Consider the following 23,176-nt stretch of genomic DNA (forward strand, 5'->3'; position numbering starts at 1 on the left):
GTATAAGTATAAATCATAGTCAAGCTGTGCTGAAAATGGACCATCCAGCTGAGCTTGCAACAATTCGCCGGGCTGCAAGTAGATTGGGTATAAAAATTGTGTACCTCCCTCTTCCGTAATCGTACCGGAATACGTAGCAGAGGAAGCTGTGGTTGATAATGCCGTTGGGCTTGCTTTCAGCGAAGGAACAGTTTCTTTTTTCAATGAGGGTGTCTCTGGTGTCTTGAAGTTGAGATCTTCCTTCATTGCATACACCGAAGAAGGAATACTGTCCGGCTTGTCTACCCGCGTTAGATGCTTAATGAAATCCTCATTCACAGTTGTTAGCTGAACATTGGACTCTGCCTTAATCGCTTGGTCCGATACCCCCTCTGTGCTTTGACTCGCGTTCGCAGTCATCCCGAAAGCAAATGACTCTATCATAAAACACTTCTGGTTCTAATGGAAGATACTGTGCTAAATATTTTTATTTGTAATCTATGATATCAGGACCATTGGCGTATATAGTGATGTGATGTGGTGTGGCTGAATCAAAAAAACATAAAGAGCCGCTTTTTTCGAACATGGAAAGCTCAGCAAGCCATTGCGAAAAAAAGCGACTCTTATGTATTACTCTACTACGTTAACAGATGATTTAATTTCTAATACTGTAAGCAAAAAGATAAATAATATCCGTTGTACTAATCGAAGTGCCATCGACCTGAGCCGCTACTCCTGTAAGATCATAATAGTGCGTAGAACCAATGTCAGCCAAATAATCTACATTTCTTCCTGTAGACTGTGGAAGGGAAAGTGTCACACTGAATGCTCCGTTATTGTTCGTATACGTAGAAGCCGTTCTGGTACGGTTACCGCTGCCCTCGCTCCAGTTCTGATCCAGCCAAGCGACAGTGACAGGAGCATTGGGAACCAGTTGACCATCCGTCGTTTTAACGACACCATTCACGATCAGGCTGCTGCCTCCATTAATACGATAATGACGACCGTATGAGTAAGTTGGATAGTCATAATAGCCATTGGAATTATAGCCAGTAATTTCAATTTTACCAGCCTTGAGTACTGGTTTAATGGTTAGTGTATACAAATGGTCGGCTGAATACTGACTTGTGGTGTACACTCGCACATAGTAAGTTCCCGTGTTCAGGGAGACATTGTGATTGGTTTGCGGGAGAAGCACCATTTGGTTACCCGTGAGCACTCCATAAACTTCCGCTTTGTAGCCGTAGCTTTCCGAAGCGCTATCCAGCCTTACATTTAATGCATCATAATTACGGCTTGCCGGTACTGTGATTTGATACCAATCGTTATCTATACCGGAATGGATGGAGCGTGAGTTAATCGAAGAACCTCCGTTGTTAAATGTAAAATTATAAGCATGAAAGGCACTCTCATCCGGCTCATATGCATCATATTTGGAGCTTGTATCCACAGTCAGATAGAAAAGATCATTAATACTTGACCCCTTCTTGGCATGGACTGCAATCGCATAAGCCTTTTCAGATCCAGTCGTGTTGCGGGTTCCTACATTTTCGGGAAGTGATGCGGCTCCCTGCTCATAATTGTTAAAATAAGTACCGTAGATGGAATTGTCAATAGCATTGGGATTAATGTCACCTGTCGTCATATCAAACTCATATAAGTGTAAGTCATAGTCAAGCTGTGCTGAAAATGGACCATCCAACTGGGCCTGCAACAATTCGCCAGGCTGCAAATAGATCGGATATAAAAACTGTGTGCCTCCCTCTTCCGTAATCGTACCGGAATATGTAGCAGAAGACGCTGTAGCTACGGCTTTAGCTGACCTTGGACTTGCTTTCAGCGAAGGGGTAACTTTCTTTTTCAAAGCAGATTTCTCTGGTGTTTGTAAGTTAATATTTTCCGTAATGGCGTACACTGAATCTGTAATGCTTGCGGGCTTGTCTGCCCGTGTTAAGTGTTTAATGACGCTTTCATTTTCAGTTGTTAGCTGAACATTGGACTCCGCTTTAATCGCTTGATCCGTTTTAGTCTCTGTACTTTGACTCGCGTTCGCAGTCACCCCGAAAGAAAGCAGGAGCACCGTGCTTAGCAACACCGAAGTTGCCTTTCTGAACCTTTTCATACTAAAATCCCCTCTCGAATGTTTTACTAAATTTCCGTTATTCCCAGATACATCTGGAAAACTTCTAAGCTGTCTATCTCTATCATAAAACAATTCTGGTTCTAATGGAAGATACTTCTTCAAATTCCTGTTCAGCTCTCTCAATAGCCTGGATTAGCGTCATGAAAGGGACTTCCCTTTAATATTGAATAGCCTTTTCACTTGTACCGCCAGCATCACGCCATTCCCAATGGGTATGGATATCCATCGACTCGTACATTTTCCTTATATGTTGTTCTCAAAACTATAATAAAGAAGGCTCACCTCACTTTACAGGGAGACGAGCCTTCTTTCCACACTCCCGTATAAGGAGTGACAGTACGTATTGAAAAGCCCCGCTATCTAAGGTTTCTCAGCCTGTTTTGTGTGAATCTTCCCATGTGCGCTTGGAGTTCACAGCGTCTAAAATAGCTCAATCTGGCTCACCCTGGCACCCATTCGCTCCAGCGTATCTGGGTCGTTATCACGGAAATAGGCGGCCTGGATTTGTTGGGATGCCTGTACGATCTGCTTGGAGGAATCGGCTGCATGACGCAAGCGGCAGCTATAGACGATTGGAAAATAGTCCTGCAAAAACTTCCCTTCCATATGCGCCGTCAGTGCAATCATTTGGAAGCCTAGCTGCTCTGCAATAAAGAAAACAGGGCTAAGCACGTGATCGCTGGAAGCTTTACCGAATGGATTATCCAGAATAACGGTACGATACCGTTTCATTTTGGATTGAATATACTGTTTTCGCTCTGCTACATAATTGAGCAATCCCAGAAACAATGTCATATTTTTGCTCCATTTTTCCCCTCCAGACCAACGGTTCGATTGTTCCCACGAATACGCAGCCCGTGTAACCTGCTGATCGTTGGTCACTTTATGGCAGCTAACCTTCATCCCTTCACCTGCCAAAATAATTTGCAGCAATTGCCGAGAGTCCAGCCATTTGTCCAGCTCCTTGCGAATGGTGGCCTGTTGTTCCTGCCAGCTTCCAAGCTCTGGGCGGGTCGCATATTGATCCAGCTTGGTGATAATCCACTCCATATGCTTACGAAGACGCTCCTTGCCCACTTGTTCTTCCCAGCCCGGAATGATGAAACTATATATCTCTTTCCAGCCATCCTCCGTTTTCACACGGGTTTTCTTTGGAATCTCCTTGAGCTCCTGCATAATAAGCTTCAAATGAGTATGGATTCGCTGGATGTACTCCTGTAAGTCCTGATCCAGCGTTTGAAGCGTTTGCTCCCCCAGATGGATAACCATTTGAATCCGCTGCTCCATAGAGCTTTGAAAGTCTCGAATTTCCTGATACCGTTCCTTCGTCTCGATACCCTGAATCGTCATTTGGCGCAGCTTGACATCCTTGACCTCTTTAGCGCAAAAATCCTTGAATTGGTTCCGCGCCTCCAGAACCCGCTTCTGCTCGGCTGTTAATCGTTCGTGCTGCTCGCTTAATCGGTGAATACATTGTTCCGTATAATGTCGGCGTTTGTAGCCAAACTCCGTTTGCTGATCCGTTCCCAGAACAGCAGCCGACAGCCTCACATCCTCCAACGCGTGAATGAGCAAATGCTTATTCCATAAGCCTAGCGCATGATCCAGCTCTTGCTGCTGCACATGTAATTGTTGCTGCCGTTGCTGTAATTGCTCGCTCTCAAGCTGCAGCGCCGTTTTCTCTTCCTCCAAACGCGCCTCCACATTACGCAGTGATTCCTGAAACCTCTCCGGTTCCTCGCCGGGAAATTGTTCCACAAACTGCCGTGACAAGGTAGCAATCTCACTCGTGCGGGATTGCAGTTCCTTTTCTACAGCCATCTGCTCATGCTTCACCCTGTTTACTTGTTCACGGCCATCCACAATGTCTGCCCAGGCATTTTGTTTACGTACCTCTACCTCCAAAGGAAGGAGCAAATCAACGTCCAGTTCCGGATGCTGGATTAGCAAACTTTTCATCGTTCCAGCACAGTCTCTTTCACTCTCCTGCTCACGTGAAAGACTCATCTCCAACTGCGCACGTGTCTGAAAAATACGTCGTCTCTCCCAATCAAGACCCTTGCGTGTTTCCTTTAATTCCTCAATCGTTCCTTCAGAAGACACACTCGCAAAAGGTTGCACCTCAGCATATCTCTCGTCCTGGCGCAATAACTGCGTCTGCATCTGAACATCCCGCACATCCTCGGTCAAACTAACATGCTCCGTCTGCTTTTGCTTGATCCGATTGATCTCGCGCTCCAACTGACGGTGCAACAATTCAAGCTGCTGTCGCACCGGAATATGCTCCTGCTCCAGCTTGTCTACTTCTCCATGCAGACGCATATACAGATGACCTTGCTGGAGCCACATCCCCAATTGCACCATGCGACCACTCTTCTCAGACCCCATTTTCCGCTGAGAATCCTCCAACTTACGGTTCACTTGCAGGTCATGCTCAAGTCGTTCCAACTCTCGGGTTCGCTCGGATAACCTTGCCTGTGCGCTCAGCCGTTTTTGTTCCAGCTCCTGCTGCACTGCTAACGGATACTTAGCCAAGAAAGCAGTGAACCTCTGCTGTACAGACTGCCAGTTGGCAATGTCCGTTTCTATCTTTTCCCGTTCGCTTCTTACGAGGTTTGCCTGTTCCAGCAGTTCCGCCTTCCACTGCGTAAACTGCTCAGGCTGCTCATTGCTTAACCAGTGTCCCGGCACAACCCACAAGCCGTCGGAGCCCTCTGCTTGCCTTTGTCCTTGCAGGGTATACGCTGCCTCTTGAGCACTTAACACACGAATCGGAAAAGCAAAGCTCTCACTCGCCTGTTGAAGCTTTTGCCATAATGCTGGTTTTTCATGCTCTGTCGTAATCAGCGTAACCGCCCACAGCCGATCAGCAGTGTGTTCCTGGCTCACAGTTCCGGCGTCCACGCTTTGCACATATTCCATACCCGACTGCAACAGCGAGAACTGGTGACTCCATTGTTCACAAAACTTGCCTACCACAACATCTGCAAAAAACTGCACTTGATCACCGTGATCATCCACAAAACGATAAGCCAGTCGCTCCTTGAGTAGCAGCTTTTGCTTCTGCTGACGCAATCGCTCCAGCACTTCCTCGATCTGCTTCATCATCGAAGCCTGCTTCTCATGGAGGGAGCCTAACCGTTCCCAAGATGGACGCAGCTTGATCAGTTCGAGCTTTATCTCCTCGTGCTCGTTATGCCAGCGCTTCTCTTGCTCCTGTAATCGGGCCAAATCACGCTCCGTTTCTGCCCGTTCCTCGCCAGCTTGCCTGCGCCTGTGCTCCATAGCGTTACGTTCCTCATCCAGCCGTTTCAACTCTTGTAACAATTCAATCCGTTCTCGCTCCAAGCGCTGCTCTTCCTCGGTCCAGATGGGGATTTGCAGCTCAACCTTTTCCAATTGCGAATTCGCCAAAATAGAACGAGAAATATTCTCCATTTGCTCCCGTTTGCCACGCTGATTTTCTTCATTCCGTAAAAGCAGCTTCTCCCTGTTAGCAAATTCGCGCTCCAGCTCCCGTCGCTTCGCATCCATGGCTTCTACAAGCTTGGACAGTTCTTGCAAAAGCTGCTCCTTCTCCGTCTGACGCTGCGCCAACGTCTGCTCCTTTACAGCAAATACATATTTCAGCTGTGCCCCGTTCCGCTCCCAACGCTCCTGAAGTCCCTGCTCATCCTCAGAATAGGAAAGTCTGCCCAACTGATCCTCCAACTGTTTGATTCTGGCCAAAAGCTGCTGCTGCTTGTCCCGACTCTCTGCGTATTGCAGTGAATGAAATTGTTTTTCCGCTGCACGGAACTGATCCTCCGCTCGTTCCAAATCCTCACCAATCAGCTGTGAACGGGTTTCCCAAGCACCCATTTCCTGCTGTCGGCGGAAGATTTCAAGCGATTTTCCTTTCTTCATTTGCATATTCCTGCGATTGCGCCATGTCTCTTCTTGTGAAAGCAGGTTGTTTTTCTCCAATGCAAGCTCTGCACCCTGCTCCAGCGACAGCATCCAATAAGCCTTGGCCTCCGCGCGACTTTCCTCATAGTTCTGCTGGACATCATCCCATCGTTCACACCGTTTTACGTACTGACCCAGCTCCTGCAAAATCCGTTTGTTTTCCTCAATCTGTTCCTTCAGCTCTTTATATCTTTTAAAGCCTTCCCGATGTGTCTCGAACATTTTAACGAATACACCCTGCTCATAGCCTTCGATAGATCGTTCGACTCTCGGAATAAGTAGTCGATCGAATAGCTGAGTCGTCGTTTTACATTCATCAAAAAATTTTTCGATCCCCCCCTCAGTATCATTAATCTGAACGATGGCTTCCCACTCACCAATAATAATTTGAAACTGTTTTTCCAGATATTCTTTATATTTTGTAATCGTGGAGAACGTTTTCGCCTGTAATGAAAAGCGCTGCTCCATCGAGGCATAATAATCCTGCATCTCCCCTTTATCTGCCGGACGCAGCTTATCCAGATGCGTCCGTACAAAAGGAATCTGATCCAGACCATGCTCATCGTGCTCCCCATACTCATACACATAGCGAAACGAATCAATCCCGTTTCCAGACTGAAACAGGCTAATGCAGGTTACGGCATATCTCCGTCGCGGCTTATCGTTCAGAATCCATTCCACCGCAATATGTGCTGGACCGTTATCCAGCTGTAGCGTATCCTTCAGCTTGCGTCCTGCCAAATCCGTATGAGGAAGCACTGCCTGAAGCGCCATCTGGATAAAGACTGTTTTTCCACCCCCATTTTCCAGTACAATCGCTCCATTATGACCATGAAATTCAAACGTCTCATTGTTGTAGCGTTTATTTCCATTTTCATAGATAACATGTGTGAACCGGATTTTGGAAATCGTCGGCATTCGTTACTCCTCCTTGGGTTTTTCGGCGTTTTTTCGATCTTCCTCAAACTGATACAAAAATTGGAGAATACCGCGATTATGCTGCAACTCCATAAAATACCGCTGCACGACGATTTTCGCTCTTTCCGTCAATACCAGCTCACCCTCCCCGATCTCATCCGCAAGCTGCTGATCCAGCAGAAACCGCCGGACCGTATGCATAAAGCTCAATCTGCTGATCGTATTGCCGCTTTGCTTTTTCGCTGTTTCCTTAATGTCGTCCATCGCATCCCATTTCTCCATAATGGCCGACCAATTATAAGAAAACTCCTTTTCATACGTCCTCAGTTGCTCTGGATCATGCTCCTTGAGGCCCTCTATGCGCTCCTGTACCAGCCCCAGCCATTCATCCATAGGCAAAAAATCCCGCGTAGGCTCCACACTCTGATAACTGTCATAAAAAGCGCCGACAAAAACAATGACTGCTACATACAACAAATACAAATCCGCATTAACCGCCTTCGTATGTAAATACGTCTTTTTCAAATACTCATTGGATACATGAAATGGAGACAATCGCACCAGCGGAATCAGCAGCAATTGATCGCCCGCCGTCATCGCAAGGCAATCCACTTCCCTTGCAAACTGATCGACAAGCCCGCGCACCTCATCATCAGCCAAATATAGCTGTCCCTCTTCCCGCTCCACCACACCGCGCTGAGCCAGCTCAGCATACAGTCGGAACGCCTTTAGCACCGTCTCATTGTCGTAACGCATCATATCGAATCTCCCCACAGTAGCTTCATATCCTGAATTGTATAACGATCATTAATCTGTAAAATAGGTGCTTCCTCCATCACGATAAGCGTACGGTTGCCCAGTAGCATAAGCGTCTCCTCCATTCCGGTCAGCGGTGACTCTCCATCCACCCGTGGGGCATGAGAGCGAAGTGGGCTACGCTGGTGTAAAATGAGCCAAAAATCGTAGAACACACGCTGCTCCAGCAGCTGCGATTTCACAGGATGCCGCTTATAATCCTCAACTACATCCGATAGACGCACAAAAGGCTGACTCTCCCATATGTCCAGTACATCCTGCATCAGCTCGGCGAACCGTTTTCCCCTTTGTTGTACAAATTCGTCCATCTCATGTGAGTCATCTGTTTCTAAAAAAGCTTCTTCGCGGTGACCTTCTTCTCCATCTCCCGTAATGTTTTGCTCAGCGAACACGGTTAAGGGGGACCAACTCATGGTCTGCTCCAGACCCATAAACGGCGAAAGCACACCCCTAAGAGCATCTAAAGGCAACGGGGAGCCAAAAATAAGACTGGCCACATCCTGATCGAAATTAAAGGAATCCATCCCCGTGTAATATAGAGATTCCTTCGCCGCCTGCAACGCGCCTGTCTTTAGCTCCATGCTCCGTTGAAGCAGCATTGTATGCTCACCGTGTACCTTTTCCAATTCGCCGGAAATACGCAAAATATATTCATATGCCTGTTGTTGCCGCTGTTGCAATGTATCCGAATAAACCCGATCCTTCGTCTCCTTGACAAAATCGCGCAGTTCCTCAAACTCCTCATGCTCACGTTGTAGCCGGGAGTAAATGTCGTCCAATAGCCCGCTGTATTTTTTAAGTGTTTCTTCTGAAACAATACTCCGCTTAATCTCATGAGCCAGCTTGGTCATGCGCTCCTGCAAGGATTCGACATCGACTCGCATCTCATTTATTTGCCGTAAAGCACCTTGGAATTCTCCCTTCTCCAGTTGCTTGCGTAAGACAAGCTGATGGATGGAAAGCTGAAATTCCAAATAGAATTCCTTGGTGGCAAAAACCAGCTCCAGCCCATCCTCATCCAGCGCATAATACTGCGTATTTGTTTTCGCATCAAAGGCGCTCGCTTTCAAAATAGACGTAAACACGCGATCCTCTTTCCGAGTTTCCCAATTATAAAAGGGAAAAGAACGTTTTTTTCCTGTCGCCGGGCGAAAAACCTGAATAATGGTACGTGCAAGCGCTATAAAACCTTCCATAGGAAGATGAAACTGATCTGCTGTCGCTGCCTGTAAAAAAGCGGCCAGCTCCTTCACACCAGCACGCGGATTGCGCAGCAGCTTTTGTTCAAAAAAATATAATAGAGACAGCAGACCCAACTCCATCATATTGATGCTCACACCATCCACATCCGGTTCCCTTTTACGCTGGAGTTCAAAAAGTGCGTCGAACAAAGCCACCTTGCTCATACGCTCGTGAAAACCCGCTACAATCTGACTGGTATCAAACGATTCATTCATTTCCATACCGCACTCCTCCAAATCTCCCCCAACTGCTGCGCTGACAAAGCCTCCTGCGGATAATAACAACCACCAGCCAAGCTCTGTTTCAGTCGTTGTCCATCACTTTCTGATAAAAAGGCTACAAATGCACGCAGCGCCTGATCATCTGCACGTTGATTGGTTTTACCCGGCGTGGCTTCTCTGTCAAGACAAGCACTATAAAACGGTTCTGCGGGGATGATTTGTTCACAATATCGTTCTTCTAAATCATTCCAAATTTGTATTCCCTTAAGATCCAGATCACCGAAATAGTAAAACCGATGAGTTCTGTCACGTACCGGATATTGCTCAGGAAACATGCCGAAATTGCCCACAATTTTATTGCCGCATCCATAGATCAGCGTGCAAAATCGGCTTTCAGATAAATACGGCAGTAAAGCCTGAAAAGTGGTTCTGTTTTCGACAATCAAGTGCAGACACGGATCGTTATACGTATTCTCGGATAAGCGCTTTGGATGAACTGCGAACATGACCGGATCATAGCCTGAGTCAATCCGTAGCTTGTCCCATAGAGAAATTCGCTCAAGCAGCGTCCGACCCTTTTTCTCGGTTATCCACTTCTCGTCACCCACCAGTGCAAAGCTTCTTTCCGAGGCCGTGGCAGCTTCCAAGGGAAGACCCTGCTCCTGCAAATAACGGTGAATCCGCTGTAAATACGGCAAATCCAGCTCCAACATAGCTTCATCCTGTGCAAAATACCGATCCAGTGAAATCAAAGGATGAAGCTCCAGGCGATATTGATGTAACCGTTGTTGAAGTGCCGATTTTATCAACGGTTTGTTGACTCGGTAGCGCAATGCGAGAGAAGGTAGCTTCGCCCGTCGACCTGCTGACTTAACCGCATGGAGTATCCCCGACTCTTCCAGCGCTAATACCGCCCCAGCAAACTGTTCATACGTGATCTGCTTGCCTTGAAAGCATTGCTCCAGCTCCTCCGTCCAAACCATTGCACGCCGTACAGCCCGAATATATTCAGTCAGTTGCTGCTGAATCTCTATCATGACAATCTCCTGTTCCTAAATAGAAGTATTAAGGATGTCCTCTTTTATGATGTAGGGTCTATACCCATTTAATTGAATTGTAACAAACGGGTTTGAAATTCGCTATAAGTTGGCCGTCTACTTTCTGTTGTGTTGGTTCAATGCCGCATCTTTAACCTCCACAGCCCTCACATCCTTTGCAGGAGACTAGCCAACTGCCCACACAAGCCATTTTGTCGTCAGCGTAGCATCTATACCTATGGATTGTTATGTACGGGCATACATTTCCTCTTCTACTCTTTCAATCGCTTGAATCAGCGTCATACAAGGATCTTCCTGCTTATACTGAATGGCCTGTTCGCCTGTACCGCCAGCATCACACCATTCCCAGTACATATGCACATCTACGGATTCCAGAAAATATACAGATAAGGCTTCGACCGGATTCATAGCATACATCGCCATAAAGGTTTCATTCGAGAGTTGCTCATAACGCAGGTATTCGTCTTTCAGCAGATAGAGCAGATGCTGGATTGCCTGATCATTCACATTCATGATACGACGGATGAACGCATTGCGTCTTTCAACCGTATTCAGTATGATTTGCATAGCATGACGAATCTGCACAGCTTCGGGACTGATTTTGAGCAGGTGAATTAAATCATTAGTGGTTAAATTAGGGTTCCAGGGAGCTGGCTCAATAATCCGTGTCCATGCGTCGTTATGCCCTTTTTCAAAAACTTCAATCGCGTCCGAAACATCGACACCGATCGTTTGCCATTTTCGTTGAAGTGCATCTACAATATGATAATAGTGTAGCTCTGCCGCTCCTTGCTCTCCCTTTTCCTGCTCCCACACGGGATTCATGCGTACAATATCCTTGATCGCTTGCACATTCGCTTTCCGTTTTTCAGTCATAGGTATCATCCTCCATTGAAATTCTGGTAAAATAGCAATAGCAAAGCTAAGGGTATGTTCGTTACATCCCTTTGGGTTGTAGTATGTCAATCTTTAATATGCCCTTAAGGTCATAAAACAAATATAACCCTATGGTCATATTTTATCAACGATATATGGAGGAAATCCAAATGTTAAAAATCAGAATCAAGCTAAAGGAAATTCTCAAAGAAAAAGGTATCACTCAAAAACAATTAGAAGAACTATCCGGTGTTTCACAGGCAAGGATATCCAAACTAAGCAGTGATGACCGACAAGAAGTAAACTTGCTAATGCTTGAAAAGATCGCCCATGCTCTGGAGATCAAGGACATTTCCGTGTTAATGCAGTTTGAAGAAACAGAATAGCGTGGTTTGTAGATGTTAAACGTAGGAATACATCAGGGAGTCTGTGTTAAAACGGGCTTCTTTTTTTGTTCCGAATTTTAGAGTGGTGGTCCAAGCAGTTCCACGTTTATAAAAAAGTTAGTTCATCATGAGTTTATTAGCATTTTATAACCAACATTAAAAAGGCTTGCCAAGTTCTTAGGCAAACCTTTTTTATATTTCAAAGAAAATGAGGAACGTCATAGCTGTGCTACATGTGTGGTATGAGAAATACGTGCTTTCAACTCACGCTCCTACATAAGGAGCGACAGCACGCCTTACAAAGCCTTACCAGCAAGGCTTTGTAAACGCTTTTTCGCGAATCTCTTTTTAACTCACCAATAAATGTTAAAAACCACACCCCAAAATCGCTGAATCCCTTGTCTGGCGCGAGGTGCGAATGTTCCGGGTCCCATGTCTTGTTCTGTTATAAATTCTTTTTCAATTCCTGATCCTTTTGCTGCTCACTCAAATGCTTTAGTTCCTTGCTGTCATACAATAGACTCAGGCGGGGCTCGAAATTATCACCTTGTAAATCAAGCAAAATTTCTGTATCTTCTGTCTCCCATGCTGCCTGATAATGCAATTCACCTGTCGCTACAGCCATTCCCCATTGGCTTGGTGTATCTTTGTATAACTCTCCCTTCCAAAGGGTATCATCACTGCTAGGCTTGCCGTATTTCTCCGTTAGGCTCTTTTTTAAGTCATTATAATTTTCAATATAATCATTCTTATTCGTATGTTTCTCTGTAACTAAATAACCTGCACGAACCAATTGATCATCCACAAAAAAGTACATGAGTCCGCTTTCCAGTCCCAATATCTTGGAATAATAGGCAATCGACTCATGATCTTCTTCCTCAACCTTCATATCTTCAGATGCCTTTACTTGTTCTTTACTCATCCCCCAGCCTACGTTGCGAAATGAAATTTTACCTTGATATCCCTTGTTTTCAGTCGCTACCGTCTCATGCACAGATGAACTGGCAGAGCCTCCTGATGCATTTGAACTTGTAGCACTCTCTGTACTCGTGGTACCGCTCTTGGAAGAAGTACAACCCGATAGAACGACCCCTGCTAGACACAACCATAAAAATATCTTTTTCATAAACTGACCCCTTTACCGAATATATACCAAAACTCTACCATGTCTTTGGTAATGGGTCTATAGTAATGATCATACAAACCATTTTTCAGCTATCTATTCCCCAACCATTACGTTATAATAATCTCAATTATTTTATTCCGATGTGAAAAGAGTGATATATATGAATCAGGTTCCTGCCTCGATTCCCCGTCCGTTGGTTAGGGCTAATCAATGGGTTGTTAGCTATTCCACTTGTTGCAGGGTTGCTCGGTGTGCTTTTCAACTTCAATCCGGTGATGCGGGTGGCCAAGCTGTTTTTAAAGAAAAGCCCTTCCTCATATGTGCAGGAGGACCGGGGACAGCAAAGATTTAATCAGCTCCTTGCCGTCTTTTTTCTGCTGGTGGCTCTGGTAGGGTTTACGCTCCAATGGAGTATTGTCGCTTATGTGTTCTCGGCGATGGTGCTGGTGGCGGCATTGGTGGCTATTCTGGGCTTCTGTGTCGGATGCTTTATTCTCTACCAATGGTCCCAATATCAATATCGGAGAAGAAATCACGTATAGATTGTCTCCCCTTCATCACTATTTTGCAACAATCGTATCCTCAAATACAAAAACAGAGATGGCTATATCTTCCTCCACCTTAATATCCGAAAAGAGGTGCAGCAGTCGGGAATCCATGTAATCCTCCAGTTCTTTGTTGAACTGTACGGGATAGATTTTTTGAACCATTTTGGTTCGAGCTGCATGCACCATCTCTTTCCCGGCAACCTCTTGTGCCAGAAATTTTTCGGATGGGGTTAAATTTCCATACAGCATCGTGATGGCCATGTTATCTACAAAGGTTGTATGTATCCGTTCCGGGCCTTTTCCAAATAGCTCTTTACGTACTTTTCGAATAATTTCGTTAAAACCCGTTTCCCTTCTCATATCGCACCGCTCTCCTAAAATCTACTAAAATCCCTATTGCTATTTCCATCATAACCGATTCCTATCATATAAAACAGAGACTAGCGAAAGTGATTTTTGGAACATGCTTTGTGATATATGCTGAATTAAGAAAACAAAACACAGCCTACCCTATCGGCAGACTGCGCATGTTCTTATTCCAATGGACTAATCCTTAACCAGTCGATTTGAAAGCATCAACATGATAAAAGAGAATAAAACGATGACCGCTACCCAGCTCCAAGAGAGTGTCATATTTCCGACCTCGGACGCGGTGTAAATCGCTGTAGGCAGGGTTTGAGTCTGTTCAGGAATATTACCTGCAAGCATCAGCGTAGCGCCAAATTCCCCTAACCCTCGTGCAAATCCGAGAATGTATCCTGAAATGAGAGATCGGTAGGCAAGGGGCATCGTAATGTGGCGAAACACTTGCCATTCGTTGGCACCTTGCACACGTGCAATCTGCTCCACCTCGGGATCTACGGCTTCAAAGCCTGCTTTGATAGTCCGGTAAGCCAATGGAAAAGCAACAACTACAGCCGCTACCACTGCAGCTCCCCACGTAAATACAATCGTCTGCTGGAATAGGCTTTCAAAGACAGTGCCAATCCAGCTTTTCCTTCCCAGCAATATGAGCAAAATAAAGCCGACAACAGTGGGAGGCAAAACGAGCGGAAGAAGTAGGACGGTCTCGATCACACTGGTTCCCCTCCGCGGCGTGCAGTTCGCCATCATCCGCGCTACCACAGTAGCTAATAAAAAGACGATGATGCTGGCGACGACAGCGACTTTAACAGATACGATAACCGGAGGAAGAAAAGCTGACCAATCCAACGGGACCCCCTCCTTTATCTGTGAATTCTATTTTCCCGTCATTTCTGTAGGGGCTGAAAATCCATCTTTGCTGAACACACTCATAGCTTCATCTGTCCGCAGAAAATCAAGAAACTCGCCTGCTTCCTGGCTGTGTTTGGTTGCTTTTACAATGCCTTCAGGATACAGGATGGGTGCATGCAATTCCTCGGGCACTTCCAGTGCTATGACCGTTTTATCGGATGATTTGGCATCCGTCAGATAGACGAGCCCTGCATCGGCGTTGCCTGTTTCAACATAATTCAATACCTGTCTTACGTCCTTGGCGAATACCATCTTAGGTTCCAGCTTGTCCCATAGTCCGGCCTTTGTCAGCGATTCTTTGGAATACTGTCCGGCGGGAACGGTAGTAGGCTCCCCAACAGCCACTTTCAGGAAAGAAGGACCCATCAGATCATTGAGCGTAATGCTTTTGTTATCTGTGCTTTTCGCCTTATCTTGCGGAACAACCACAACCAGTTTATTTTGAAGCAGTACGTTATCCTTTTCCACCAATGAAGCATCGGTTAATGCCTTCATTTGCTTCATGCCTGCCGAAATAAATACGTCAGCGGGTGCGCCTTGCTCAATTTGTTTTTGTAATGTACCGGATGAAGCGTAGTTAAAGGTAAGTTTGATATCTGGGTGCTGTTTCTCATACTGGCCCTTGAGCGTATTTAGACTATCTTGAAGACTCGCAGCGGCTGATACGACTAGTTCTGTCTTGGGTGCGGACTGTGCCGACTGTACAGCAGCCGGAGACGAGCACCCCGCCAGAACCCATGCCAACAATCCAACGAACGTGAATATGTACCCAAATTTCTTTTTCAATTGTTCTTCCCCTATCCTATAAATTCCAAAATGAGATGACGAAAATGTGATAGCGAAAATAAGAAAACATTGTACATCTCATAACGGGTCGAATCTATTGGGTCAACCCAAATATTTGTGATAAATCGATCTCGCCTCAGCGATGTCCTTCGTCCCATGAATTAAGACGCGTCCATCCTGAAAAAGAACGATTCGATGCGTTCCGATAACAACGGATACCAGGTATGGATTATGCTCCACCTTGTCCCCCTGACGGGACAACAAACGTGCCGCTTCATTCAGATCACGAACAGTACCCGGGGCCGGGCGGATTTGAACCGTATCTCGTCCGCACAAGACAGCCGTTTTAGCCTGATGCTCCGATTGTAAAAAAGGATACACAGGGTACTCACCACATGTTGGACAATCGGCTTTCTTCATGGCGCTGATTTGGATCGCCTGATGCTGATTGTTCCACAGATCAAAAGAAATCAGCTTATTTTGCAAAGCCGAATCGTCCCCAGTGAGCAGCTTCAATGCCTCAGCGCTTTGATAAGCGGCCACCATCTGTACAGCCGGGCTAATCACACCGACCGTATCACAGGTCGCACCACCGAGCGGTACGGTTCCGAGCAGGCAATGCAGGCACGGTGTCTGCCCTGGCACGATGGTAAAGGTTGTCCCATAGCTGCCCACACACGCCCCGTAAATCCAAGGGATTTGGTGCTTGACCGCGTAATCGTTCATAAGCAGACGTGTATCGAAATTGTCAGTGGCATCTACGATGAGATCCACCCCTGCTGCGATATCGTCGATTTCCTCCAGCGAGACGTCCCGGACTAGCGCACGAATGTCCACGTCCGAATTGATTTGCTGCAATCGCTTCTGCGCGGCCACTGCCTTGGGGATCTGATCACGGGCATCCGCTTCGTCATAGAGCTGTTGGCGTTGCAAATTGCTCCAATCTACATAATCACGGTCTACCAACGTCAGCCGTCCGATGCCCGCTCGCACCAGCATGTCAGCATTGGCAGTGCCCAGTGCGCCGGCCCCCACCATCAACACGTGCTTACTACGGATATTTTGCTGGCCTGTCGGTCCAATTTTCGAGAATAATTCCTGTCTAGAATAACGGGCATGAGACGCATGCGCATGTGCTTGTGCAGCAACTTCTATTTTCTGGATTTTGTCCATTTCTGACATCGTTGATTTACGCCTCCATACTTATCCATTGATAGCTACAAGTTAATCAGACAAGCTAAAAGTTCAGATGTCCTCGCCCTAATTCGAAAGCTTTGGGGTATTTTGAGGATTCCAGCCACCCAGCTGATGCCCCTTCCATTCTGAGCCGTCCTCCCACACTTCCTTTTTCCAAATCGGTACGATTTGCTTTAACCGTTCAATGGCATGGCGGCTGGCTTCGTAGCAAGTATCGCGGTGTGCAGCAGAGACAGCAATCACCACACTCGTCTCTCCAATTCTTACCGTGCCAAGCCGATGTGTAATCGCAGTACGTGTAGAAGGCCAGTGCTCTGCAATTTCGTCACCAATCTGCTTCATCGTGTTCATGGCCATCGGGACATACGCCTCATATTCAAGCAGCACCGTTCGCTGACCTTGCGTAAATTCCCGAGTCGTACCATTAAAGGTCAGCGAAGCGCCATGAGAAGGGTCGAGCACCTTTGAGGTTACTTCATCGGCATCAATCGGGTCGTACGTAATGGCAAATAAACCACATTTTGAAACGACCGTCTCCATCCCGGGTGCTGACTGATGAAGCGCAATTACATCTGATGGAAGCACAAGTTCATCTGGAGAAGCCAGCTTTTTATGATGGGTAAAAAAAGAACCTGGCAGTTGTGAAGTCACTTCCGGGTACAGCTCATTCAGCTTTTTTCGAATGTCTGCAATGGTCACCGCTCCCTGTGAAAGTTCTACCGTGATCACATCACCAAGTTGCTCCGCCATACCTGCGAATAGTTGAATACGGTATTGCATATGATCTGCCCCCTTGCACCTATTCTATCGATACACCTATCCTATTAATAGAATTTACCCTCCTGAAACCGGAGGAATCATCGCAATCTCATCATGTATACTCACGAGGTCCTCAGGAGCGGCGTAGGCTTGATTTCTGGCAACAAAAGAACCTTGCAACTGAGCTGCTGATTCAGGGAAACGCTCGGATAGCAAGCCTTTTAATGCGGCAACGGTCATTGTTTCTTGCACAGTGGGCACCATAATTATAGGCCCTCCCATCTGTTCCGCAAGTCCAGCAAATACTTGAATATGATAGTTCATTTAACATGCCCTCCTTTTCAGTATAGTGAATGTCCACCACATATGTACCAAGAAAAACCAACATGAATGAATACCCCGAAAGGTTTTATTCCATGCTGGTTAACTATGACGGTGTACAATGAGGATTTGTATATTATATTTTAGATTCAGCCAGTTCATCAATCCGCTCGGTATGCGTATATACATTCAGAGAATGACTGCGTATAAAGCCAACGGTAGTAATCCCCAGATCCTCAGCCAATTCAAGTGCAAGCTCTGTGGGAGCTGACTTTGACAACACAACTTCACAGCCAATCTTCGCAACCTTCAACAAAATTTCAGACGAAATGCGTCCGCTGAATACTATGATTTTGTCTTGTAATACAATATCATGTTTTAGGCAATGCCCATAGATTTTATCCAGCGCATTGTGTCGGCCGATATCTATTCTGGACAGGATCATCCCGTCTTTGTCGCACAACGCTGCATTATGAACACCACCGGTCTCTTGGAACGTAAGTGCCGAGCTTTGCATTAAATTCATCAAGCGGAAACAATCGTCAAAAGACAGCGTAACATGGGTGTCATTCATTCTTTTTGCCACTTTGGCATCATTCATAAAATAAAAGCCCTGTCTACTTTTTCCGCAGCAGGAGGTAATGTACCGTTTGGAATGAAAGTTTTGATAAAACTCATTCATGCGATGGGTTTTAATATGAACAAATCCTTCTTTTTCCTGAACCCAAATATCTTCGATATCATCGTACCGTTGAATGACACCTTCAGAAGCCAAAAAACCTACTGCCATATCCTCCACATACTCCGGTGTACAAACCATGGTAGCAAATTCCTGCTGATTGATTTTGATGGTCACAGGATGCTCCGTCACCACAGTGTCTTCAAAACGCTTGATCTGACCGTCACGATAACGTAGAATCTCACGTTTTACCTCAGCTGGCTTTTCCACGTGCTCCACTCCCTTGTTTCTGACAGGCTGGCTCTTCGGCTCACCCGCCGATGTGTGACATTTCAATTTTAGACGTTGCTTGCTGTGTATGATTCAGCCGTTCCTCTGAATAGCGATCGGTACGTTCTCTCCAAACACGCTCAATGTAAGCTCTAATCTCGTCATCGGACTGTTCGGAACGCAGCATCGCGCGAAGCTTGTACCCTTGAGAGGCAAACAGGCACGTGTACAAGGAGCCTTCAGCAGAAATTCTCGCTCGTGTACATGTGGAGCAGAAGGCGTCCGTAACAGACGAAATAATGCCAATTTCCCCGTCTCTGCCCTGATACCTGTAGCGCGTCGCCACCTCACCTTTGTACTGGGGTGGGACAGGCTCTAACGGCATATGCTCGTGAATGGCTTCGATGATCTGCTGCTTGGAAACGACCTGATCCAATTTCCAGCCATTGGTGTTGCCTACATCCATAAACTCAACAAAACGTAAAATATGCTTTTTCTTTTGAAAATAGTCGGCCATGGGAACTATATCTTGATCGTTAAAGCCCTTTTGCACGACCATATTTATTTTCACCTGCATCCCTGCTTGAGCCGCAGCCTCAATACCATCCAGCACCGCCTTTACGCTGCTTCTGCCCCCGTTCATTTGGCGGAATCGATCATCATCGAGCGAATCCAGACTAACCGTCACTCTCTTTAGTCCCGCCTCTCGCAGTGCTGCAGCATATTTAGGCAAAAATACGCCGTTTGTCGTCATTGCAATATCTTCAACCCCATCGAGTTGAGTTAACGAATGAATAAGCGAGGACAAATTTTTCCTCAGCAACGGCTCGCCACCAGTAATACGCAGCTTCGTAACGCCCAGCGAGACAAAAATACGGGAAAGGCGCGTAATTTCCTCAAAAGACAATATTTTTTCTTTTGGCAAAAACGGATAGTCATGGCCAAATATTTCTTCCGGCATACAATATCGGCACCGAAAATTACATCGGTCTATGACGGATATTCTTAAGTCCCGTAACGGACGATTCCATTGATCGTCGCTCCGGTTCGCCATCCTGTTCACCTCAATCCGTCTTCATTAATAAAACTCTTTACACTCTAAATTGGAACGGCATTTCCATTCATTTTATACTGAACCAAAAAACCGGCATCACAACAACTTCTTCGCTTATGAATATCGAAGAATCTGCTAAATGCCGGTTAATTTATCTACATCAGGATTTTATGAATCCCACATCATGTGATATAGAAAAATCAAACTAACAAGCGCTGCGACAAATAAAATATACGCGATTCCCACGTACACTCCATTTACGATTGCTCTGAAATAGATCACATTCCTATTGTTAGCAATCCTGGAACGTTTGTCAATGATTTTTCGTTTTCTCAAACGATAATCATTATCAATTAAAAAAATAATAATGTACCGTTGAACTATCTTAAATTTTACGCTATAGTTACACGAGATGACATGCAGAAAATGACATATCTAAGTTATTGATATACAGACGGTGCGTACTGTTTGTTATTAATACATATTCAAATGGCGGATTGGCCTCCAGGACCTAGAGCTTGGTCACTACTCCACCATAAACACAAGTGCTGGAACACGAGCACTTGTGTTTATGGTGGAGTTTTTTTATTCCTAATTTTTAAATTTAAAATCTGAAAGGAGCCTGAACCGTGACTGATAGTACGATCAAAATTACATTAAACGGACAGGAACTGAAAACGAAGAACAGCGCAACGATTCTTGAAGTGATTAACGAAAACAATATCGCCCATCCCCAGCTGTGTTACGTTCCTGAAGTCGATCCGATCCGTACCTGTGACACCTGTATCGTCGAAGTAGATGGAAAGCTGGTGCGTTCCTGCTCGACACATGCTGCGGATGGCATGAATATTCATTTACACTCGGACCGCGCGAAAGCAGCTCAAACAGAGGCCATGGACCGACTACTGGAAAATCATCTCCTCTACTGCACGGTGTGCGATAACAACAACGGTAATTGTAAATTGCATAATACAGCAGAGCTTATGGAAATTGAACATCAAAAATATCCATATCAGCCCAAGGTTGATCCGACGGAAGTTGATATGTCTCATCCCTTCTACCGATATGACCCCAATCAATGTATTGCCTGTGGCCAATGCGTAGAAGTATGCCAAAACCTACAGGTCAATGAAACACTGTCTCTTGACTGGGAAGCTGAACGCCCTCGCGTCAAATGGGATGACGGAGTCGCAATTAACGATTCCTCCTGCGTTAGCTGTGGTCAGTGTGTAACCGTCTGCCCATGCAATGCCTTGATGGAGAAATCTATGCTGGGTGAAGCAGGCTTTATGAGCGGCATGGATAAAGACTTATTAAATCCGATGGTGGATTTAATCAAGGAAGTGGAACCGGGCTATAGTGGGATTTTTGCTATTTCCGAAGCCGAAGCAGCGATGCGTGAAACCCGTACGAAAAAAACGAAAACCGTCTGTACGTTTTGCGGTGTAGGTTGCAGCTTTGAGGTTTGGACCAAAGGCCGCAAAATTTTGAAGGTACAGCCTACTTCTGAAGGACCTGTGAACGGCATCTCGACATGCGTAAAAGGGAAATTCGGCTGGGATTTTGTGAACAGTGATCAGCGTTTGACCACCCCTTTAATTCGTCAAGGCGACGAATTTGTGGAAGCGACCTGGGAGGAAGCACTGAGTCTGATGGCCAGCAAAATGGATGCTATTAAAGAAACGTATGGCGGTGAAGCGCTCGGCTTTATTTCCTCGTCCAAATTTACGAATGAAGAAAACTATTTGATGCAAAAGTTGGCGCGTCAGGTATTCCAAACGAATAACGTCGATAACTGTTCGCGGTATTGCCAATCCCCCGCCTCATGGGGGCTGCAGCACACCGGAGGCATTGGCGGCGACAGCGGTACGATTAAAGACATTGCCAGAGCAGGTCTGGTCATGCTGGTCGGCTGTGCGCCGGGAGAAGGACATCCGGTGCTGGCTACCCGTATTAAACGTGCGCATAAGCTGCACGGTCAAAAGTTGATCTCGGTCGACCTGCGCAAGCATGAAATGGCAGAACGCGCAGATCTGTTCATTCGTCCGAAGCAAGGTACAGATTATGTATGGTTATCCGCTGTAGCCAAATACATCATTGAGCAAAACTGGCATGATGCAAAATTCATTGAAGAGCATGTAAACTTCTATCCTGAATATTTGAAATTGCTGGAGCGTTTCACCCTGGAATTTGCAGAGCAGGAAACGGGCATTTCCAAAGAGACGCTGATTGAGGTCGCGACTATGATTCACGAAGCCGACGGTACTGCCATTTGCTGGGGCATGGGTGTGACGCAAAACATCGCAGGCTCCTACACCTCTATTGCGATTGCCAACCTGCTACTGGTGACCGGAAACTTTATGCGTCCATGTGCAGGCGCGTATCCGCTTCGCGGACATAACAATGTTCAGGGTGCTGCTGACATGGGCACGATGCCGGATATTTTCCCAGGCTATCAGCCTGTCACCAACGATGACATTCGTGCCAAGTTCGAAGCGGCCTACGGGGTACAAATTCCAGGCCAGCGCGGACTGGACAATATTCAAATGCTGGAGGCCATTGAAATTGGTGAGCTAAAAGCGATGTATATCGCCGGAGAAGAAATGGCGTGGGTGGATGCGGACTCCAACCATACACAGGAAATGCTGGCGAATTTGGATTTCCTCGTCGTTCAGGATGTATTCCTGAGCAAAACAGCAGAATTCGCGGATGTCATTTTGCCAGCCGTACCTTCGCTCGAAAAAGACGGAACCTTTACGAACACCGAGCGTCGTGTTCAGCGTTTATATGAGGCGCTCAAACCTGTAGGAGACAGCAAACCGGACTGGTGGATTTTTAGCCAATTTGCCAAGCAAATGGGATTTGATTGGAACTACAGTCATCCAAGTGAAATTTTTGAGGAAATGGCGTCACTCACTCCATTTTTCTCCCAATGTAATTATGACGTATTGGAAGGCTGGAACAGCTTTCACTGGGGATCGCCGGATGGCAGCAGCACACCACTTCTGCACACCAACGGCTTTAACTTCCCGGATAAAAAGGCACGTCTCGGTCTTTTCGAATATGTACCGCCTAAACAATACCCGGCTGAGTTCGATCTGACCTTAAACAACGGTCGACTGCTCGAACAATTCCATGAAGGAAATCTGACGACCAAATCACCGGGCATCCAGCTCAAGCTTCCAAGTGTATTTGTGGAGGTATCGCCGGAATTGGCTGAAGAGCGCGGAATCAATAATGGATCGCTGGTTCGATTGGAATCCCCTTATGGTGCGGTCAAGCTACGCGTTCTGGTTACAGACCGGGTGCAGGGAACTGAAATTTATGTGCCGATGCACTCTACTAGCCATGATGGTGCGGTCAATCTGTTAACTGGTGGAGCGTTCGATCTGGTCACCCGTACACCAGCCTATAAACAAGCCAAAGTAAGGATGCAAATTTTGGAGGTAGACGGTCAAAATCCACTACCACGTATCAACCCGCGCTATAAACAGCGTCATCCGCAAAACGGGGTTGAAGTGGAGCGGAAATGGAATCGTCCCGGTTACGTCGATCTGGTGGATCAAAAATAAGG

The 23,176-nt window shown here is 46.2% G+C and carries 17 protein-coding genes and 2 pseudogenes; 3 read left to right on the forward strand and 16 right to left on the reverse strand.

Annotated features, from left to right (window positions below; genetic code table 11):
* From L696_RS28905 to L696_RS29860, 7 genes and pseudogenes are all read right to left on the reverse strand, one after another.
* Nucleotides 1–423 (reverse strand): annotated as a pseudogene (locus L696_RS28905) (hypothetical protein); the annotation flags it as partial.
* Nucleotides 424–634: 211 nt separating this feature from the next.
* The gene (locus L696_RS0122305) at nt 635–2,101 is read right to left on the reverse strand and encodes a hypothetical protein (RefSeq protein ID WP_025685622.1); all 1,467 of its coding nucleotides are present in this window, start codon (nt 2,099–2,101) and stop codon (nt 635–637) included.
* 441 nt (nt 2,102–2,542) lie between these two features.
* Nucleotides 2,543–6,988 carry a coiled-coil domain-containing protein gene (locus tag L696_RS0122310; RefSeq protein WP_025685623.1) on the reverse strand — a complete coding sequence of 1,482 codons (4,446 nt, stop codon included), beginning with the start codon at nt 6,986–6,988 and terminating at the stop codon, nt 2,543–2,545.
* Between the two features lie 3 nt (nt 6,989–6,991).
* Complete coding sequence (locus L696_RS0122315; protein ID WP_025685624.1) at nt 6,992–7,744, reverse strand: DUF6063 family protein; 753 nt, start codon at nt 7,742–7,744, stop codon at nt 6,992–6,994.
* Complete coding sequence (locus tag L696_RS0122320) at nt 7,744–9,267, reverse strand: hypothetical protein (protein WP_025685625.1); 1,524 nt, start codon at nt 9,265–9,267, stop codon at nt 7,744–7,746. Before L696_RS0122320 ends, L696_RS0122315 begins: the two co-directional genes overlap by 1 nt.
* Nucleotides 9,258–10,304 carry a Wadjet anti-phage system protein JetD domain-containing protein gene (locus tag L696_RS0122325; protein WP_081750780.1) on the reverse strand — a complete coding sequence of 349 codons (1,047 nt, stop codon included), beginning with the start codon at nt 10,302–10,304 and terminating at the stop codon, nt 9,258–9,260. Before L696_RS0122325 ends, L696_RS0122320 begins: the two co-directional genes overlap by 10 nt.
* A 246-nt stretch (nt 10,305–10,550) precedes the next feature.
* Entirely contained in the window at nt 10,551–11,201 is a 651-nt protein-coding gene (locus L696_RS29860) for a hypothetical protein (RefSeq protein ID WP_025685627.1), read from the reverse strand.
* A 170-nt stretch (nt 11,202–11,371) separates the two neighbouring features.
* On the opposite strand from L696_RS29860, the gene L696_RS0122335 reads away from it, so the two are divergent.
* Nucleotides 11,372–11,587: a helix-turn-helix domain-containing protein gene (locus L696_RS0122335; protein WP_025685628.1), complete on the forward strand. Its 216-nt coding sequence runs from the start codon at nt 11,372–11,374 to the stop codon at nt 11,585–11,587.
* Nucleotides 11,588–12,032: 445 nt separating this feature from the next.
* Here the strand turns inward: L696_RS0122335 and L696_RS0122340 are convergent, their stop codons facing one another.
* Nucleotides 12,033–12,713: a hypothetical protein gene (locus tag L696_RS0122340; RefSeq protein ID WP_155985455.1), complete on the reverse strand. Its 681-nt coding sequence runs from the start codon at nt 12,711–12,713 to the stop codon at nt 12,033–12,035.
* A gap of 160 nt (nt 12,714–12,873) precedes the next feature.
* Between L696_RS0122340 and L696_RS0122345 the strand changes: the two are divergent.
* Nucleotides 12,874–13,255: pseudogene (locus L696_RS0122345) on the forward strand (DUF4395 domain-containing protein).
* A gap of 18 nt (nt 13,256–13,273) precedes the next feature.
* Here the strand turns inward: L696_RS0122345 and L696_RS0122350 are convergent.
* The 8 genes from L696_RS0122350 to moaA all read right to left on the reverse strand — a co-directional run bounded on the left by L696_RS0122350 (nt 13,274) and on the right by moaA (nt 19,602).
* Entirely contained in the window at nt 13,274–13,621 is a 348-nt protein-coding gene (locus tag L696_RS0122350) for a Na-translocating system protein MpsC family protein (RefSeq protein ID WP_025685630.1), read from the reverse strand.
* A gap of 186 nt (nt 13,622–13,807) precedes the next feature.
* Nucleotides 13,808–14,473, reverse strand: a complete 666-nt coding sequence (gene modB, locus L696_RS0122355; protein WP_025685631.1) for a molybdate ABC transporter permease subunit — start codon at nt 14,471–14,473, stop codon at nt 13,808–13,810.
* Nucleotides 14,474–14,500: 27 nt separating this feature from the next.
* Entirely contained in the window at nt 14,501–15,322 is an 822-nt protein-coding gene (gene modA / locus L696_RS0122360; RefSeq protein ID WP_025685632.1) for a molybdate ABC transporter substrate-binding protein, read from the reverse strand.
* 102 nt (nt 15,323–15,424) lie between these two features.
* A complete protein-coding gene (locus L696_RS0122365) occupies nt 15,425–16,504 on the reverse strand; it encodes a thiazole biosynthesis adenylyltransferase ThiF (RefSeq protein ID WP_025685633.1) in 1,080 nt (359 codons plus the stop codon).
* 78 nt (nt 16,505–16,582) lie between these two features.
* Nucleotides 16,583–17,299, reverse strand: a complete 717-nt coding sequence (locus L696_RS0122370) for a molybdenum cofactor biosynthesis protein (protein WP_025685634.1) — start codon at nt 17,297–17,299, stop codon at nt 16,583–16,585.
* Nucleotides 17,300–17,353: 54 nt separating this feature from the next.
* Nucleotides 17,354–17,602, reverse strand: coding sequence for a MoaD/ThiS family protein (locus L696_RS0122375; RefSeq protein WP_025685635.1), 249 nt, complete (start codon nt 17,600–17,602; stop codon nt 17,354–17,356).
* Between the two features lie 133 nt (nt 17,603–17,735).
* Nucleotides 17,736–18,548, reverse strand: a complete 813-nt coding sequence (gene fdhD / locus L696_RS0122380) for a formate dehydrogenase accessory sulfurtransferase FdhD (RefSeq protein WP_025685636.1) — start codon at nt 18,546–18,548, stop codon at nt 17,736–17,738.
* 40 nt (nt 18,549–18,588) lie between these two features.
* A complete protein-coding gene (gene moaA / locus L696_RS0122385) occupies nt 18,589–19,602 on the reverse strand; it encodes a GTP 3',8-cyclase MoaA (RefSeq protein ID WP_025685637.1) in 1,014 nt (337 codons plus the stop codon).
* Nucleotides 19,603–20,231: 629 nt separating this feature from the next.
* Between moaA and fdhF the strand changes: the two genes are divergently transcribed.
* The gene (gene fdhF, locus L696_RS0122390) at nt 20,232–23,174 is read left to right on the forward strand and encodes a formate dehydrogenase subunit alpha (protein ID WP_025685638.1); all 2,943 of its coding nucleotides are present in this window, start codon (nt 20,232–20,234) and stop codon (nt 23,172–23,174) included.
* The last annotated feature ends 2 nt before the right edge of the window (nt 23,175–23,176 follow it).

The organism is Paenibacillus maysiensis, from assembly GCF_000520815.1.
Classification (GTDB): Bacteria; Bacillota; Bacilli; order Paenibacillales; family Paenibacillaceae; genus Paenibacillus; species Paenibacillus maysiensis.

Excerpts from the sequence above, each read along its gene's own strand:
- L696_RS0122305 (WP_025685622.1), bottom strand. The coding sequence starts at position 2,101 with ATGAAAAGGTTCAGAAAGGCAACTTCGGTGTTGCTAAGCACGGTGCTC.
- L696_RS0122310 (WP_025685623.1), bottom strand. The coding sequence starts at position 6,988 with ATGCCGACGATTTCCAAAATCCGGTTCACACATGTTATCTATGAAAAT.
- L696_RS0122315 (WP_025685624.1), bottom strand. The coding sequence starts at position 7,744 with ATGCGTTACGACAATGAGACGGTGCTAAAGGCGTTCCGACTGTATGCT.
- L696_RS0122320 (WP_025685625.1), bottom strand. The coding sequence starts at position 9,267 with ATGGAAATGAATGAATCGTTTGATACCAGTCAGATTGTAGCGGGTTTT.
- L696_RS0122325 (WP_081750780.1), bottom strand. The coding sequence starts at position 10,304 with ATGATAGAGATTCAGCAGCAACTGACTGAATATATTCGGGCTGTACGG.
- L696_RS29860 (WP_025685627.1), bottom strand. The coding sequence starts at position 11,201 with ATGACTGAAAAACGGAAAGCGAATGTGCAAGCGATCAAGGATATTGTA.
- L696_RS0122335 (WP_025685628.1), top strand. The coding sequence starts at position 11,372 with ATGTTAAAAATCAGAATCAAGCTAAAGGAAATTCTCAAAGAAAAAGGT.
- L696_RS0122340 (WP_155985455.1), bottom strand. The coding sequence starts at position 12,713 with ATGAAAAAGATATTTTTATGGTTGTGTCTAGCAGGGGTCGTTCTATCG.
- L696_RS0122350 (WP_025685630.1), bottom strand. The coding sequence starts at position 13,621 with ATGAGAAGGGAAACGGGTTTTAACGAAATTATTCGAAAAGTACGTAAA.
- L696_RS0122365 (WP_025685633.1), bottom strand. The coding sequence starts at position 16,504 with ATGTCAGAAATGGACAAAATCCAGAAAATAGAAGTTGCTGCACAAGCA.
- L696_RS0122370 (WP_025685634.1), bottom strand. The coding sequence starts at position 17,299 with ATGCAATACCGTATTCAACTATTCGCAGGTATGGCGGAGCAACTTGGT.
- L696_RS0122375 (WP_025685635.1), bottom strand. The coding sequence starts at position 17,602 with ATGAACTATCATATTCAAGTATTTGCTGGACTTGCGGAACAGATGGGA.
- moaA (WP_025685637.1), bottom strand. The coding sequence starts at position 19,602 with ATGGCGAACCGGAGCGACGATCAATGGAATCGTCCGTTACGGGACTTA.